The organism is Pseudomonas sp. M20 (assembly GCF_045037865.1).
Lineage (GTDB): Bacteria > Pseudomonadota > Gammaproteobacteria > Pseudomonadales > Pseudomonadaceae > Aquipseudomonas.
Map to the genome: position 1 here is coordinate 3,087,905 of NZ_CP173611.1, position 16,745 is coordinate 3,104,649.

Sequence of the window (16,745 nt, forward strand, 5' to 3'; positions counted from 1 at the left end):
AAATCATCCCAGCCTGTCAACTGAAGACATTGCAGAGTTGAGCGCGCGGGCGACGGCTGGACGGTTTTTGCGGCAGTAAATTTCTTGGTAATTCAAGCTGTTCGTCGCCATGAAGACGCCCTTTGAAAACTCGATGACGCCTCCGTATAAACGCACCCGAAAGCACCCCCGCAGGTCTTTGATTTCGATCTATCGTTAGATCGAAATGGCTGTATTTGCGACCGACTAAAGGTTGCGACAGCTGATGTCTGAGCCTATGTTGCACGCGAGTCTTTTCCCCGCGATTGGAACGCGATCAACACCACAAAGAGGTGAAGAAATGTCTAAGGAATCACGCCCTGCCGTACTTGGGCTGATCGGCAATACTCCACTGGTGCAAGTCACCCGCTTCGACACTGGGCCTTGCACGCTGTTTCTCAAACTTGAATCGCAGAACCCCGGTGGTTCGATCAAGGACCGCATCGGTCTGGCGATGATCGACGCCGCCGAACGTGATGGTCGCCTGCAACCCGGCGGCACCATCGTCGAAGCCACCGCCGGCAACACCGGCCTGGGCCTGGCACTGGTTGGCCGCGCCAAAGGCTATCGCGTGGTACTGGTGGTGCCGGACAAAATGTCCACCGAGAAAGTCCTGCACTTGAAGGCCATGGGCGCCGAGGTGCACATCACCCGCTCCGACGTCGGCAAGGGCCATCCCGAGTATTACCAGGATGTCGCCGCCCGTTTGGCGAAAGACATTCCCGGCGCATTTTTCGCCGACCAGTTCAACAACCCGGCCAACCCTCTGGCCCACGAATGCAGCACCGCGCCGGAGATCTGGGCGCAGACCGAACATGACCTGGACGCGATCGTCGTCGGTGTCGGTTCGGCCGGTACGCTGACCGGCCTGAGTCGCTTCTTCAAGCGTGTGCAACCGGATCTGGAAATGGTCCTGGCCGACCCGGTCGGTTCGGTGATGGCGCAATACAGCCGCGACGGCTCGCTGCCGACGCCCGGTTCATGGGCGGTGGAAGGCATTGGTGAAGACTTTATTCCATCGATTACCGACCTCTCCAGCGTGCGCCACGCCTACTCGATCAGTGACGAAGAAAGCTTCGATCACGCGCGTCAGTTGCTCAAGGCCGAAGGCATTCTCGGCGGCTCCTCGACCGGCACCCTGCTCGCGGCGGCGCTGCGTTATTGCCGCGAACAGACCGAGCCGAAACGCGTGGTCAGCTTCGTCTGCGACACCGGCACGCGCTACTTGTCGAAGGTTTACAACGACCAATGGATGACCGATCAAGGCCTGTTGCAGCGCAAGGGTTACGGTGACCTGCGTGATCTGATCGCCCGGCGCTTCGAGGACGGCCGCGTGATCAGTGTCGGCCCTGACGACACCCTGCTGACCGCGTTCCAGCGCATGCGCCTGGCCGATGTTTCGCAGTTGCCGGTGCTGGTGGAAGGCAAACAACTGGTCGGCGTGATCGACGAATCCGACATCCTCCTGCCGGTGCACGAAGACGCCGCCCGCTTCAGCCAATCGGTGTCCAGCGTGATGACCGACAAGCTGCAAACCCTTGCCCCCGGTGCCAGCCTTGCCGAGCTGGAAGCGGTGCTCAGCCGTGGCCTCGTCGCCATCATCGCCGATGCATCGGGCTTCCATGGCCTGATCACCCGCACCGACATGCTCAACCAATTACGGAGATCCCTCGCATGAGTCAGCACGACGATAAATCCCAAGGCTTCGCGACCCGGGTGATCCACGCCGGGCAGGAACCGGACCCGACCACTGGCGCGCTGATGCCGCCGATCTACGCCAACTCCACGTACCTGCAAGACAGCCCCGGCGTGCACAAGGGTTTCGACTACGGGCGCTCGCACAACCCGACGCGTTTTGCCCTGGAGCGTTGCGTGGCGGACCTTGAAGGCGGCACCCAGGCGTTTGCGTTCGCCTCCGGGCTGGCGACGATTTCCACGGTGCTCGAACTGATCGATGCCGGTTCGCACGTGATCTCCGGCAATGACTTGTACGGCGGCACGTTCCGCCTGTTCGACAAGGTTCGTCAGCGCAGTGCCGGACACCGTTTCAGCTACGTCGATTTGACTGACCTGGCGGCGTTCGAAGCGGCGCTGCAGGACGACACACGTCTGGTGATTGTCGAGTCACCGACCAACCCACTGCTGAGCCTGTCGGATCTGGCCGCGATCGCCCGTATCTGCCGCGCTCGCGGGATCATCTGCGTAGCCGACAACACCTTCGCCAGCCCTTATATCCAGCGGCCGCTGGAGTTGGGTTTCGACATCGTGCTGCACTCGACCACCAAGTACCTGAACGGTCACTCCGACGTCATCGGCGGCATCGCCGTGGTCGGGCAGAACGAAGAACTGGCCGAGAAACTGGGCTTCTTGCAGAACGCAGTCGGTGCGATTGCCGGGCCGTTCGATGCGTTTCTGACTCTGCGCGGGGTGAAAACCCTGGCGCTGCGCATGGAGCGTCATTGCAGCAACGCGCTGGATCTGGCGCAGTGGCTGGAACAGCAACCGCAGGTCAAACGCGTCTACTATCCGGGGCTGGCCTCGCATCCGCAGCATGAGTTGGCCAAGCGCCAGATGCGCGGTTTCGGCGGGATGATTTCCGTCGATCTGAACAGTGATCTGGCGGGTGCGCGGCGCTTCCTTGAGAACGTGAAGATCTTCGCATTGGCGGAAAGTCTCGGTGGCGTGGAAAGCCTGATCGAGCACCCGGCGATCATGACCCACGCGACGATTCCGGCGGATACCCGCGCCAAACTGGGCATTGGCGACGGTCTGGTGCGCCTGTCGGTTGGCGTTGAAGACGTCGAAGACTTGCGCGCCGATCTGGCGCAGGCGCTGCAATCGATCTGACCTTGCATGAACGACAAAGCCCGCACGAAGCGGGCTTTGGTGTTCGAGCAGGCGGCCAGTGCTGGTCTCTGGCTTACAAGGTTTATCGGGCTTCCCACAGTACCGGGCCAAATTGAAAAGGTACGGCCTCGGCTGCTTCACACGGCATAAGGGCTGGATCTCAGCGCGGAGATCTTTCTAACCGTGTACCTTTCGGAGCGCGCCCCACGCCCCCTTGCTATCCGATTGCGCATCAGTCTGCGTCTTCGCCTACATCTTTGAGCCTAGCAAAGCCTCGCACGAGCGCCCTGGCATTTTTAGATCAATTCGAGCTTTGCCCGAAGCGGGCAGAAAGCGAAGCGCCTAACGCCCGTCGATCCCCCGCCGCACTAGCACATTTGTGCTAATCGACCGCCCTGTCCGCTGGCGCTATATTCCCCCGCACCCTCGATGTTCCTCGACGTTGCCTGTTCGCAGCGTACGGGATCGTTGTGCCTGGAAATCAGAACAACACCAAGGAAGACACACCATGAAACTGCATGCAAACCTCTGCAAGATCACCCTGGTCGGCGCCGTGCTGCTCGGCGTGGCCGGCTGCCAGACCGTCAAACCCACTGAAGCGAGCATGAAAGAACGCGCGCAAACGGTGATCGGTAAACCGGTGTCGAAGATCGACAATATCCGCAACGACAGCACCCTCACCTACTACACCGCCTACACCCCGGCCGGGGAATACAACTGTGAATTGCCCAGTGGCGTCATCATCGCCGTGGCGAGCATGGGCATGATGTCGCCGCCGCTTTCCTGCCTGCCAAAAGGCGCTTCGCCAATCCCGCTGCAATAATTTCCCCGCCCGGTAAAGGATACCGTTTGCCCATGAAAACCCTGATCGCAACACTCACCCTCAGCGCCCTGTTCCTCACCGGCTGCGCCACGCCAAAACAATGGGAAGCCACTGGCGGCAGCAAAAACGATGGCGTCGTCCAGGTCTCCTATGAACTGGGCCAGTTCGAAAGCGGCCAGACCAGCGCCGAACAAGGTTTGACCGTTGCCACGCAACGCTGCAAGACCTGGGGCTACAAAAACGCCGAGGTCACCGGTTCCGAGAAAAACATCTGCCGCACCATGGGCCAGTACAACTGCCTGCAGACCACCATCACCCAGGATTACCTGTGCAAACGCTAGACGCTTGACCCTGTAGGAGCTGTCGAGTGCAACGAGGCTGCGATCTTTTGATTTTGATCCTGAAAATGAAGATCAAGAGATCGCAGCATGAACAGAGTATCTACAGGGTTTGGGTTTCGCAGTCGCGCAGCGCTCGCAGGGTCGCGCGCAGTTCGACCGGGCGCACCGGTTTGGACAGAATGGCAATCTGGCGATCGTGCAGGGCCGCCTGGATTTTTTCGACGTCGTGCCCGGTGATGATCATCGCCGGAACCGCCCAGCCTCTGCGCTTGCGGACATCGTCAATACACTCGATGCCAGTGGCGTGGGTGCCGAGGTCATAGTCAGCGACGATGATGTCGCAGTCGGTCATCAAATCCTGCCCGCTCAGTTCCGCTTGAACCACACAGCCCCAACGCTCCAATAACGCTGAAGTCGCGAGCAATACGTTGCGATCATCCTCCACCAGACACACCTTCAGCCCGGTCAGCAAACCGACCTGACGCGCCTCGTCGCGATTGACCGTTAACGGTGCGGGCGCAGCGATTGACAGGCCGTACAAGGTCACTGCCGTTCCCCGCCCAAGCCGCGAACGCAGGTCAACGCCGACACCGATCAACTCGCCCAGACGCTTGACGATCGACAACCCGAGCCCGACGCCTTCGACGTCTTTGTCGCGTACTTGGCGCACTCGATAAAACTCCTCGAACACCTTGGCCAGATGGTCTTCGGCGATACCGTTGCCGCGGTCATAAATCACGATGGCCAGCCCCGCTCCGCGCCGGCGCACGCCGATCAGCACCGGCCGATGCGCGCCATATTTGAAGCAGTTGGAAAGCACGTTCTGCACCAGGGTCGCGAGCAACGCCGGATCCGTGCGCACCCAATATTCACAGGGGCGCAACCGCAGCTCGACCCCGGCCCAACGTGCTGCTTCAGCGTTCTGGCGAATCAGATCCGCGAGCCATTCACCCAAATTGAAGGTTTGCAGTTTGGGCAGAATCCGGCCGTTATCGAGGGTGTACAGATCGAGAATCGAGCGGAACAGTTGCGAAACATTGAGCAGTGATCGGTCGATGTTATCGACCAGACGCCGCTCCTCATTCCCTAACCGCGACTCCCGCAGGCACGCGGTAAACAGGCCGATGGAGTGAATCGGCTGGCGCAGATCATGACTGGCCTGAGCGAGAAACCGCGACTTTTCCAGATTCGCTGCGACGGCTTCTTCGGAGGCTTTACGTGTGCGCTCCAACAGCAGATGCGCATAGAACGGAATCACCGTGCTGGTGAGCATCAGCATCAACACCATGAACGGTTGCGCTTGCCACACTGGCGTCAGGCGATAGACACACAGCAACGCCACTAACGCCAGCGCCGTGGCAATCGCCAGATAGCGCGAGCCGTAGCGCATGCCATTGCCGAGGTTGACCCAGATGATCACCGCATACAGCGGCAACGCCGCCTCACCACCGACCACCAGACCGAAACAGGTGCCGGTGTAATCGTGGACCATGGAAAAAATCCGCCGCGCCGGGTAATGCCCCGGCCAGCGTGCAATCGCCTGACGCAAACCGATCGAGGCCAGCAAAAACAGGCCAATGTAAGTGATCACGGGCAAATACGTATCGAAGCGCTGTCCCGGCAAAAAACCGAGGACGAGCATGTAAACCACGGCAATCGCGGCGATGATAATGCGAAGATTGGCCTGGTCCAGTTCGGTGTTTTTCTCGAACTTCATGGGAAACGTCCTTGTGCGGTATTCGTCAGATTCAGAAGCAGCCTACAGGCAACCCTTGCGCTCGGTGCTAATGTGCAGATCTTGAGCAACGCCTGACCCAGGGAGGGTCATGCCATGACATGCCGAATTATCATAGCCGACGATCACCCGCTGTTTCGCGAGGCAATGTTGCGCACGGTGCAGCGTTTACTCCCCGCAGCCGTCATCGACGAAGCCGGCGATCTCGACACGGTGCTGACGCTGCTGCTCTCGGGTGAAGAGCCCGACACCCTGATACTCGATCTGCGTTTTCCCGGACTGACCTGCGTCAGCCAGCTCGCCGGGCTGCGCCAGCGCTTGCCGCGCACCACGCTGATTGTGGTGTCGATGGTCGATGATGAGGCGTTGATCAGCGAAGTCATGGCCGCTGGCATTGACGGTTTTATCGGCAAAAATATTGCCCCCGATGAAATCGGTCAGGCGATTCTGGCGATTCGCGAAGGTGAAGTACTGGTGAAGTTCGCGCCGTCAGGCCTGCTACCGCTGGAAACCGACACCGCCCTCACACCCCGTCAGCAGGACGTGCTGCGCTTGATCGCCCAAGGCAAGACCAACAAGGAAATCGCCCGCGACCTGGATATCTCCCCGTTCACGGTGCGCATTCATGTGTCTTCTTTATTACGCACGCTCAATGTGCCCTCGCGAGCGGCCGCCGCCGTGAAATACACGGGGACTCTGTAGCAGCAATTCCATGGCCTCAGTGGAAAATCGGTAGGTCTTGTCACTCCCGAGCACGATCAGCCCCTCTTCACCCAGACGCTTGAGCACTTCACGCACACTGACGAACGACAGCTCGGGCGATGAAGACTCGACAAACGCATGCACACCATTCACCCCGATCCCATGTCCGTCACGGTCGGCCACCACCAGTGCATTGATGACTTTGAAGCGGATCAGGCTGGTGCGCAGTCCGAAGTGGCGCAGCAGTTCGCGAATATGCGTATTGGCGCTGCGATCAAACTCAAAGGCCAATGGGTTGTTCGCTGTCCGAAACGCTGAAGGTGCGTTTACAGCGCCAACGCCTGGGTGGTTAAACATGGCGAATACTCCCTTTCTAAAATGTTCAGGCGGGTCGCAGCTGCTTCCCGCCTGCCGACCACGTGTCGGACAGGCAACGTGATCGTGACTTTCTATATAGAAGGTGACGACAGCGCCGCCCTTCCCGCCCCGTCAGAAATCGACCGTGGCCGACAGCTGCAAGGTCCGTGGATAACCCGGAGAGAACGCGCCGTAGGACGCCACGCCCGACCAGTACTCACGATCGAAGACGTTCTGCACGGTGGCGCGGAACGTGGTGGGCCGGCCTTCGATTCTGGTCGCATAACGCGCGCCGGCGTCGATGCGGGTCCAGGCATCCAGTTCCTGAGTGTTGGCCTGGTTGACGTACTGGCTGTCGGTGTAAATCGCACCGCCGGTAAGGGTGAAGCCTTCAAGCCATGGCGTGTCCCATTCGGCCCATACGTTGGCTTGCACGTCCGGCACGCCAACCGGTTTGTTGCCGCGATTGGCTTGGGTCGCCGAATCGGTCAGCTCGCCGTCGAGCACGGTCACCCCGCCCATCAGGCGAGTGCCCGGTGCCACTTCGCCGAACATGCTCAACTCGACACCACGGTTGCGTTGTTCGGCCTGCACAGAGAACACGTTGTCGGCACCGACTTCACCGCTCGGCTTCTCGATCTGGAACAACGCCAACGTCGTCATGAACGTGCCGTGTTCATACTTGACGCCGATCTCATGCTGCTTGGATTCGTACGGGGCAAAGGTTTCGCCGGCATTGGACGCCGTGCCCGGGGCGATGTCGCCCTTGCTCAGACCTTCGACATAATTGTAGTAGAGCGAAACGTCCTCCCAAGGCTTGATCACCACGCCGACCAGCGGGCTCGTGGCGTTGTCCTTGTATTTCGAACTGACCGCACCGGCCGCGTTGTAGTTACGCGATTCGATGTCCTGGCGACGCACGCCGAGGGTCAACTGGAAGCGGTCATCGAGCATCGACATCGTGTCGGTCAACGCCACGCCGGACAGTTCCGATTCGGAAACGCGCAACACTTTCGGCGAATTGATGTACTGCTGCGGCCTGTCGATCGGATGGTAGATATTCGACAGGATGGCCGTGCCGTTGTTGATGCCGCGTGACAGTTCATCCTGATACCGGGTCGCCATGACCGTGGTGGTGTGAGTGATCGGGCCAGTGGCAAACACACCACGCATACCGACATCAGCCGTCGAGCGATCAACGTTGAATTTGTAGTAGCCGGGAATGTTGCTGGTATCACCCGCATCATTGAGGATTCTCGGCACCTGGTCGGACAGGCGTTTGACATCGGATCTACCACCGCCGGCATGAGCGAACACGGTGACGTTGTCGGTCAGGTCATATTCGCCACCGAGCAACGCCGACTGCTCTTTGGTATCCGACCAGCCCCAGTCCTGCGAGTGATTGGTGCGGCCGTTCGGCGCAGACGGCACATCAACGCCCGGCGCAATGGTGAAGGGCCGCGAAGCGCCCTCCCAGCTTTCTTTCTGGCTGATGTAATCGAGGTTCAGGCGCAGACGCTCGCCGCGATAATCCAGAGCGATCGCGCCGACACCGAGGTCGCGATGCTGATCATCGACGGCGGTATCGCCACCCTGCAGGTTGCCGTTGAAACGCACGCCGAACTGGTTTTCCGAACCGAAACGCCGGCTCAGGTCCAGGTGCCCACCGACCTGCGAATCCGAGGCATAGGTGCCGGTGAACCGGGTCAGGTCTTCATCCAGCGGGCGCTTGGGCACGATGTTGATCACGCCGCCGACGCCGCTGTTCGGCGAAATGCCGTACATCAGCGCGCCCGGCCCTTTGAGCACTTCGACGCGCTCGGCGTAGTCGGTGAACACCCGATAATTCGGCGCGACACCGTAGACGCCGTCGAACGCCAGCTCACCAAGGTTGCCTTCGCCGATCGGGAAGCCACGGATGAAAAACGAGTCGACGATACCGCCGGTCTGCCCGGTCGAGCGCACCGAAGGGTCGCGTTCCAAGGCGTCGGCGACAGTCACGGTTTGCAGATCGGCGAGGGTTTTGGCGGTGTAGCTGGTGACGCTGAACGGCGTGTCCATCACGTCTTTGTTGCCCAGCATGCCCAGCCGTGCGCCGCGCGCCACCTGACCACCGGCGAGGGTTTCCGGCAAGGCAGTCGCGCCGTTGTAACGGGCGTTGACGTTGGTGGTGTCGAGGGTCAGCGCGTCCGGCGCGGCGTTCGCAGTCGGGTCGGCGGCAACGCCTGGTTGCTCGGGGCTGGCGGCCCAAGCGTTGGCGCTTCCTGCGACCAAAACGAAATTCAGCATGGCGGTACGCACGGCGAGTGCTAACACCCGCTCACCGCAAGGACGACTGACAACAGGCATGACGTGAGGATCCTTTTCATCGAGGGAAAATGGTAATCACTCCTATTGCCAGTCGATCTGCGAAAAAGTATCACCCGCAGTAAAGTTTTTTTCCGTCGCCCGATCAGGGTCAGGCGTAGAGGCGCTCCAGCGGAATCGCGACCAGCGGCAGCGCGGGGTCAAACGCGTGCCGGGTGGTCTTGTACGGCAAAATCTCGCCGCGAGCGATGGTGGTGAAAATTCGCGCCACCTCGAACGCTTGTCCAGTTTGCCAATGCCGCACACAGACCCGCGGATCGGAGTAATCGAGCTGGATGCACGGCACCCGTTTCAAACCCAGCTGCAACGCCGCGGTGAAACGGTGATTGCCGTCCATCACGATGCCGCGCGAACGCTCGACGATGATCGGTTCCAGCCAATGCCCGGCGCGGACAATCGACTCGCGCAGCAGCGTCACGTTGGCCGGGTCGACCTGCTCCGACTGCAACACGTCGCACAGCGGCCGCAGCGCAATCTGATAACCGTGGTCCATGATGATCTCCTGATTCGCCGGGGATTCAGCAGGCATCGGCGCGGGCAACCGGCGCATGCTGACTGGCCACATCGAGCAGGCGCTGAGCGTGTTCGATCAGCGGCAAGTCGACCATTTCGCCGTCCACTTGCACCGCGTGGCTGCCCGTGGCCACTGCCCGCATCACCCGATCGGCCCACGCCAGTTGGCGCGAGTCCGGCAGGAAGGCGCGCTGCACCGTCGCCAGTTGCCCGGGATGGATGCACAGCTTGGCGCCGAAGCCCAGCGAACGCGCGTATTGCGCGTCTTGGGCAACCACCGCCAAGTCGCTGATTGCCGGCGTCACGCCATCGATCGGCGACGGCAGATCAGCCGTGCGCGACGCCAGCACGATGCGGTTGCGGGCAAACAGAAACGCCTCGGGCACCTGGCTGCAGTTGATATCGAGCGAGAAATCCAGCGAGCCAAACGCCAGCCGCGCCACGCCCGGAATCGCAGCGATCGACTCGACCTGCTGCAGGCCTTTGGCGGTCTCGATGATCGCGACGATCGCCAGCGTCGGTTGCCACTCCAGCAAGCGCTCGACCGCCCGCGCCAGCGTCTCGGGACATTCGGCCTTGGGCAAAAAAATCCCATCGCAACGCTCGGGGTAACGCATGTCGCTGAGCCAGCTCAGGTCCTGGCGAAACAGCGAACTGCTGACGCTGTTGAGGCGGATGTAACGCTCACAAGCAACGCTCGGCGTTTTCTCCTGCCACGCCTGGATGGCGTCACGGGCGGCGGCTTTGCTGTCCGGATGAACGGCATCCTCAAGGTCGAGAATGATCGCGTCCGGCCCTGCTTCGCAGGCTTTGGAAAAACGCTCGGGACGGTTGCCCGGCACGAACAGGTAGCTGATCGCGAGTGGCGCTTTGCGGCTGAGTCGATCGGATTGCATGGCGTTGCTCCTTTGACGTGAACCCGTCGTGGTTTGTGAAAATTTTCAGGCCCGTTCAACGGCAGATTTGCCTGCCGTGCCGGGGCTTATCGCAACAGCCCTTAACGCCTTATTGATCAAGCAATTAAGAGACTTTTTAATCTCGGGACGAACGAGTCCTTGAGCGTGTAAATACACGTTCATGGATTCGCCTTGAGCAGGTCGTTATTGAAAAATATTTGAAAACCTTACTTGATAATCGTTCCTGTTCGCAATATTGTTCACGCCGCCAAGAGGAACTATTCTCGTTTCAAAGCGAGTCATCGGTATCTGCAAAAGTACCTGTCAGTGATGTCACTTAAACATCAGCTACAGGCTGCTACAGGGCAATGGCCAGCAACTAATGGCCATTCAGTACATCCGCACAAACCTTATGGAATGGGGTTCTCATGCAATTGTTTTGTGAACCATTTATTACGATCAGGGCTACAGATCCAATAGCGGATTTCACTTGGCATCCGCCTCCAAGTTATTTAAAGGCTCGACGCTGACGAGCAAAAAAAGACGACCTGCATCGATAACGATCGGTGATCGAACTATCAATGGCGACGTAACTTTCGACGCCAGGGGTTAACTATGCCTACAACAAATAAATCTGCTGTTGAACAGCCGTATAAAGTTCATCACCCGGAGATGTTAACGCCGTTGATCGACCCGGTTATTTCCACGTTTATCAACAAGTTCCCGAACAAACTTACAGACTTGGTGGAACAACAGGGCTCGCCGTTAAATCTGGTCTGGCCCCATGCGTTTGAATTAAACACGCAAGCACTGCTGAACGTGTTGAAGCAATACCAGGTTCCCCATGCCATTTTCTACGGGGCCAAGGCCAACAAGTCGCAAGGCATGCTCGGCGCTGCAGCGAATTCGGGGATCGGCGTCGATGTGTCGAGCATCCACGAATTGAATGCTGCCCTGCGCGCAGGTGTGCCGGGCACCAGAATCTGCGCCACAGGACCGGCCAAAACAGCCGTTTTCCATCAAGCGCTGATCAGCGCCGGTTCATTGATTTGTGTGGATTCGCTGGAGGAATTCGATCACCTGCATAGCGTGATCCCCACACAACCAGGTCCGACGAAAACCAGAGTGCTACTGCGTTACAGACCGAAAAGCAGTCAGAACAGCCGATTCGGGATGGGCTCACGAGACCTGTTGCAATGCCTGCAACGGTTGACAGAAAAACCTGAGCTTTTTCATTTTGAAGGTTTCCATTTTCACCTCGGCGGCTATGGATTCGAATCCCGTGCACAAGCCTTTCGTGAGGTCAGCGGATTTATCCAGGCGGCCAGGGAAATGGGCTTGAATCCGCAGATGATCGACATCGGTGGCGGCTTGCCGATTCGTTATGTCGAGCCTGAGACCTACGCTCAGTTCCTGCAAAATGACAATAACCCGAGCCACTATGACAACCAGAAAGTTCCCGCCACTTATTATCCTTACGGCAGTGAACTGACCGCGACACAATGGCTGACGTTATTACTCGAAGCCGAGCATTCTCACGGCTTGTCGATTGCCAATTACTTGAAGACCCAGCAAATAACACTGGCACTCGAGCCGGGCCGAAGCCTGGTCGATCAAGCCGCCATTTCAATCTTTCGCGTCACGCGCAGCAAACAATTGGCTGACAATAAAACTGTAATCTTCGTTGAGGGCAGCAGTTTCAGCGCTTGCGAAACCTGGTTTGCCTCGGAATATCTGCTAGATCCAATACTTGTCAGCACCAAACAACAGCCAAACACCCCGACTCAGGCTTATATCGCCGGCCATAGTTGCCTGGACGATGACGTCATCACCCATCGCCTGATCAACTTTGCAACGGCACCGCAAGCCGGTGACTTATTGATTTATATCAACACCGCCGGTTACCAGATGGACTTGCTGGAAAACGAGTTTCATCGCCATCCCCTGCCCCGGCGGCTGATGGTGACCTGTTGTACGGAAGGTAACTATGCGTTTTCACCTGACTATTAAAGGGAACAATTGCAATGATCTTGAATAAAGTCTCTGACCTTATCGGTAATACACCGATGTTGGGCATCGATGTTCCGGATACCAACGCGCGTTTGTTGTTGAAGATTGAAAAGAACAATCCCGGCGGCAGCATCAAAGACCGCATGGCGCGCAACATGGTGCTGGCCGCGCTCAAGTCCGGTCGCTTGAAACCCGGCGGCGTGGTGGTTGAGTCATCGTCGGGCAATACCGGGATTGGCCTGGCCATGGCGGCGGTCGAGTTTGGTCTGCATTTCATCGCCGTGGTCGATCACCACGCCGCGCAAGACAAGATCGCCGTGATGAAGGCCCTCGGTGCCGACATTCGTTTCGTCAAAGGCACCTATCGCGAAGATGAAGTGGCGGTGGTCGAGCGGCAACAGATGGCCGCCGAACTGGCCAGCGAAATTCCCGGCGCGGTGTTCATGAACCAGTCCGACAATGCGGCCAATGCCGGCGGCTACAGTGATTTCGTCCGCGAAACCATCGTGCAGGCTGAAGGCGTGGTCGGCGCTTACGTCGGTTGCGTCGGCACCGGCGGTTCGATGACCGGCATCGCACGCGGCTTGAAAGTACACAACCCGGACACCGTCACCGTCGCGGTGGAACCGGCCGGTTCGATTGTCTTCGGCCACCCCGGCTACCCGTACTACCAATCCGGCACCGGTACGCCGGCCGGCGACACCGTGGGTCTGGTCCTCGACTACAGCTGCATCGATCTGGGCGTGCAAGTCACCGATTCGCAGGCATTCGAAACCGCCCGCTACATCGCGCGCAACTTCGCCCTGCTGGTCGGCGGCTCCACTGGCGGTGCGATTTTCAAGGCGCTGGAGCTGATCCACAAAGGTGTGCTGAGCGGCAACGTCGTGGTGCCAATTGCCGACGGCGGCGAGAAATACCTGCACACCGTGTTCGACGACCAATGGCTGCAGGAGCGCGATCTGATCGATCCGAGCATCGCCCCGCAACTGGACGCCTGGCTGGGCAAGACCCACTGGCTGGACAGCGTTTCCGCGCCGCTGCAACTGAGCGTCGCATGACCCACCCTTCACACAGGAACGCCTCTCGATGAATCTGTTGAAAGTCGCCATCTGTGGTGGCGGCAGGACCGGCCATCTCAACGCCATCCTGTTCAAGCAGCTACCCAATGTTCAGGTTTCGCTGCACACCCATAATCAGGAGGTCATCGAACAACACGCTCGCCAGACGCCGATGCAGGCCTTGCTGCCCGACGGCTCGACCCTGAGCGCCCGGCTGGATCGGGTGACCAGCGACGCGAAAGCCGCGGTGGAAGATGCCGACATCGTCATCATCACCGTGCCGGCCCATGCGCGTCCGCAAACATTGAAAGATATCGCGCCGCATCTGACCACCAGCAAACCCGTGTTCATCGGCGCTATTCCCGGCTTCTGCGGTTTCGACTGGCTGGCCGAAGCGACCCTGCCCGACCGGCCGAACGTGGTGATCTGGGGCATGAAAGATGTGCCGCACACGGCGTTCGAATTGACCCCGGGACGCTCGATCAAAATGGGCGGCGGTAAAAGCCAGTTGTACGTCGCGACCCATGCCCGAGAGCCGCAAACCGCGCGCCGCCAATTGGAGAAAACACTCACCCGGCTTTATGGCCCGTGCGTGACGATGCTCGACCACTTTCTGGAAATCACCCTGACGCCGGGCAACCCGATCATGCACAGCTCGGTGATCTACGGCCTCATCGGCCCTTACGGCCAATGGCATCGCAAGATCTTCCCGCAACGCATGTGCTGGTGGACCGAATGCCCGGAACTCGGCGCCTATTTCCTTGAACGCATGGATCAGGAAAGCCAGCAACTGTGCGCGGTGATCAGCCAGCGTCTGGGCATCGACCTGTCTTCGGTGAAATCCCTGAAACAGGAAATCGTCGAGGCCTACGGCGAGCAGATCCGCGACCAGAGCAGCATGCTCTCGATCCTGCGCACCAATCAGGCCTACAACGACATCCTTGCGCCGATGGTACCGGCCGCGGACAACCGCGCCGGCTATGTGATCGAGCGCGAGAGCCGCGCCTTCAACGAAGACGTCGCCTACGGCCTGGTGCTGCTGGTGGAAATGGCCAAACGCTTCGACCTCAAGGTGCCTTATATCGAGGAAGTCCTGCAGTGGAGCGTGGCCTACATGGAAGGCCTGCGCGGCTCGGCACTCGACTATTTCCCGCGCCAATGGCCGCACACGACAAGCGCCGCCGCTTGATCTTCTTACTCAATTTTCGACGAGCAGACCGCTGATATGGATGACTTCAAGACACTGATCGCCTACTCCCGCAAAAACGCCATGCGCCGTCTGGTGCGTTGCCTGTTTGCGGAAAACATCCTCGACCGTTCGGCCCTGAGCTTTTCCGTAGAGGGCCACCAGGCGACTTACCCGCTCAAGGGCGGTCGCGCCCATCTGGCTTTTTCCGACATCGCCAAAGGCCCGGCCGATACGGTGGTCAACGACGGCGACGTGGTGTTGGTCACCGATGAAGGCGTACGCCAGGTCATCACCAGCCACCAGGACATGCTCGATGTGCTGCGCGACAGTTTCGACTTCGCCCCGACCGACGAAGGCGTGGCCGGGCTCAAGTCCGACATGGAAAACAGCCTGAGCAACGACGCCCACGCCCGTCAGCATCGTCAGCATTGGAACGCCCGACTGGCACAAGCCGCCAAGGATCAAGGACTGCACAGCTTCACTGATTACTTGCGCCAGCACGCCAAAACCAAGGACGCCGCGATCCTGCTCGACCAGTGGGGTTCACTGGAGGGCCACCCGTATTACCCGACCTGGAAAGCCCGCCCGGGCCTGACCGATGAAGAGGTCGAGCAACTCTCGCCCGAGTTCAACGCACAGGTGCCGCTGCGCATCGCCGCACTGCGCGCCGACAACGCGAAAAGCGAAAGCATGCCGCACGTGATCGATTACCGCGCCTGGTTCGCTGAGCATTTCCCGACGCAATGGGCGCAATGGAAAGCCTCGCTCAACAGCAAGGGGCTGGACGAAAACCAATGGCTGCCCTTGCCGATCCACAGCTGGCATTTACAAGCCTACGTGCTGGAAACCTTCGCGCAGGAAATCGCCGACGGCATCCTGATCACCGATGGTCCGGACCTGCCAACCCTGCCGACCATGTCCTATCGCACGATGATGCCGGTGCTGAACGAATCCGCGCCGCTGATCAAACTGCCCATCGCTGTGTGGATGACCAGCGAACTGCGCAGCCTGCAAGCCAAGTCGATTCACATGGGCCCGCGCATCAGCACGGTGATCAGCAAGATTCTCGAGACGGAAAACGGCTTCGATCAGCGCCTGGAAATCTTCCCGGAAGAAATCGGTGTGCGTTACAAAAATGCCGTGACGCAGGACGATCATCCGGGCCGGCATTTGTCCGTGGTTTATCGCGCCAGCGCACCGGCATTCGAACGCAACGATGAGTGTCTGCCGATAACCGTGGCTTCACTGTTCACCCGTTTGCCCGGCAGCGGTCGTCCGCTGTTCACTGATCTGATTGAACGCGACGGTGTGCGCGCCAATACTGCGCAGGTCGAGAACTGGTTCCGCGAGTACGCGAAAGTGGTGACTCACCCGGTGGTGGCGATCTACTTGATGTACGGCATCGGCCTTGAGGCGCACCAGCAAAACACCATGGTGCTGTTCTCCCCGGACGGCAAAGCACGTAGTCTGCTGATCCGCGATTTCGGCGATGGCCGCACTTACGCGCCGTTGCTCGAGGGCCGTGGTTACAGCCTGCAACCGCACGTACAGCCGGGCATTCTGCCGACAGTATTCTCCGGTGATATCGAGCCGGTGCGCATGTTTGTGCTCGACGCGGCGTTCCTCACGCACCTGCATGAAATGGCCCTGTGGCTGACCAAGGAATACGCTTTCAACAACACGCGGCTCTGGCAGGTGTTGCGCGAAGAAACCGACCTTGCCTTCGAAGCGGTGCGTGACCGCGTCGCGGCAGATGTGTGGGAAACCGAGCACAAGGCGTTCGTCGAAGAGCCTTGGCCAACCCGTTCGTTGTTGCGCATGCACTTGATGCAGTACAGCAACTATCGTTTGCAACACACCCTGACCAACCCGCTCGCTAGCGTTTAACC

14 protein-coding genes are annotated in these 16,745 nt (G+C 59.4%); 9 read left to right on the forward strand and 5 right to left on the reverse strand.

Translation table 11 applies throughout. The features are described from left to right. The first annotated feature begins 319 nt into the window (after positions 1-319). From ACI514_RS13635 to yecR, 4 genes are all read left to right on the forward strand, one after another. Positions 320-1,696, forward strand: coding sequence for a pyridoxal-phosphate dependent enzyme (locus ACI514_RS13635; RefSeq protein WP_016987096.1), 1,377 nt, complete (start codon positions 320-322; stop codon positions 1,694-1,696). Continuing rightward, positions 1,693-2,865, forward strand: coding sequence for a cystathionine gamma-synthase (locus tag ACI514_RS13640; protein WP_405124051.1), 1,173 nt, complete (start codon positions 1,693-1,695; stop codon positions 2,863-2,865). The genes ACI514_RS13635 and ACI514_RS13640 overlap by 4 nt, the downstream gene beginning before the upstream one ends. Before the next feature lie 508 nt (positions 2,866-3,373). Continuing rightward, positions 3,374-3,688, forward strand: a complete 315-nt coding sequence (locus tag ACI514_RS13645) for a hypothetical protein (protein WP_405124052.1) — start codon at positions 3,374-3,376, stop codon at positions 3,686-3,688. Between the two features lie 32 nt (positions 3,689-3,720). Further along, a complete protein-coding gene (gene yecR, locus ACI514_RS13650; protein WP_160057414.1) occupies positions 3,721-4,029 on the forward strand; it encodes a YecR family lipoprotein in 309 nt (102 codons plus the stop codon). 100 nt (positions 4,030-4,129) lie between these two features. On the opposite strand, the gene ACI514_RS13655 is transcribed toward yecR, so the two are convergent. Further along, a complete protein-coding gene (locus ACI514_RS13655; protein WP_160057413.1) occupies positions 4,130-5,746 on the reverse strand; it encodes a hybrid sensor histidine kinase/response regulator in 1,617 nt (538 codons plus the stop codon). A gap of 114 nt (positions 5,747-5,860) precedes the next feature. Between ACI514_RS13655 and ACI514_RS13660 the strand changes: the two genes are divergently transcribed. Beyond that, on the forward strand, positions 5,861-6,466 hold the full coding sequence (locus ACI514_RS13660) for a response regulator transcription factor (protein ID WP_160057412.1): 606 nt from the start codon (positions 5,861-5,863) through the stop codon (positions 6,464-6,466). Here the strand turns inward: ACI514_RS13660 and ACI514_RS13665 are convergent. The 4 genes from ACI514_RS13665 to ACI514_RS13680 form a co-directional block, all read right to left on the reverse strand. Further along, positions 6,404-6,823 (reverse strand): fe2+ zn2+ uptake regulation protein, encoded by a 420-nt coding sequence (locus tag ACI514_RS13665; RefSeq protein ID WP_405124053.1) that lies wholly within the window; start codon positions 6,821-6,823, stop codon positions 6,404-6,406. The genes ACI514_RS13660 and ACI514_RS13665 overlap by 63 nt on opposite strands. 132 nt (positions 6,824-6,955) lie before the next feature. Beyond that, positions 6,956-9,172, reverse strand: a complete 2,217-nt coding sequence (locus ACI514_RS13670; RefSeq protein ID WP_405124054.1) for a TonB-dependent receptor — start codon at positions 9,170-9,172, stop codon at positions 6,956-6,958. 109 nt (positions 9,173-9,281) lie between these two features. Next, on the reverse strand, positions 9,282-9,683 hold the full coding sequence (locus ACI514_RS13675; protein ID WP_405124055.1) for a ParB N-terminal domain-containing protein: 402 nt from the start codon (positions 9,681-9,683) through the stop codon (positions 9,282-9,284). A gap of 25 nt (positions 9,684-9,708) precedes the next feature. Then, positions 9,709-10,599 (reverse strand): HpcH/HpaI aldolase/citrate lyase family protein, encoded by an 891-nt coding sequence (locus ACI514_RS13680; RefSeq protein WP_405124056.1) that lies wholly within the window; start codon positions 10,597-10,599, stop codon positions 9,709-9,711. A gap of 615 nt (positions 10,600-11,214) precedes the next feature. On the opposite strand from ACI514_RS13680, the gene ACI514_RS13685 reads away from it, so the two are divergent. From ACI514_RS13685 to ACI514_RS13700, 4 genes are read left to right on the forward strand one after another with little or no spacing between them, the layout of a single operon-like run. Next, entirely contained in the window at positions 11,215-12,609 is a 1,395-nt protein-coding gene (locus tag ACI514_RS13685; protein ID WP_405124057.1) for a Y4yA family PLP-dependent enzyme, read from the forward strand. 14 nt (positions 12,610-12,623) lie between these two features. Next, a complete protein-coding gene (locus tag ACI514_RS13690) occupies positions 12,624-13,667 on the forward strand; it encodes a PLP-dependent cysteine synthase family protein (RefSeq protein ID WP_405124058.1) in 1,044 nt (347 codons plus the stop codon). Between the two features lie 28 nt (positions 13,668-13,695). Further along, the gene (locus ACI514_RS13695) at positions 13,696-14,856 is read left to right on the forward strand and encodes an NAD/NADP octopine/nopaline dehydrogenase family protein (RefSeq protein WP_405124059.1); all 1,161 of its coding nucleotides are present in this window, start codon (positions 13,696-13,698) and stop codon (positions 14,854-14,856) included. A gap of 36 nt (positions 14,857-14,892) precedes the next feature. Next, positions 14,893-16,743, forward strand: a complete 1,851-nt coding sequence (locus tag ACI514_RS13700; protein ID WP_160057404.1) for an IucA/IucC family siderophore biosynthesis protein — start codon at positions 14,893-14,895, stop codon at positions 16,741-16,743. Positions 16,744-16,745 lie beyond the last annotated feature (2 nt).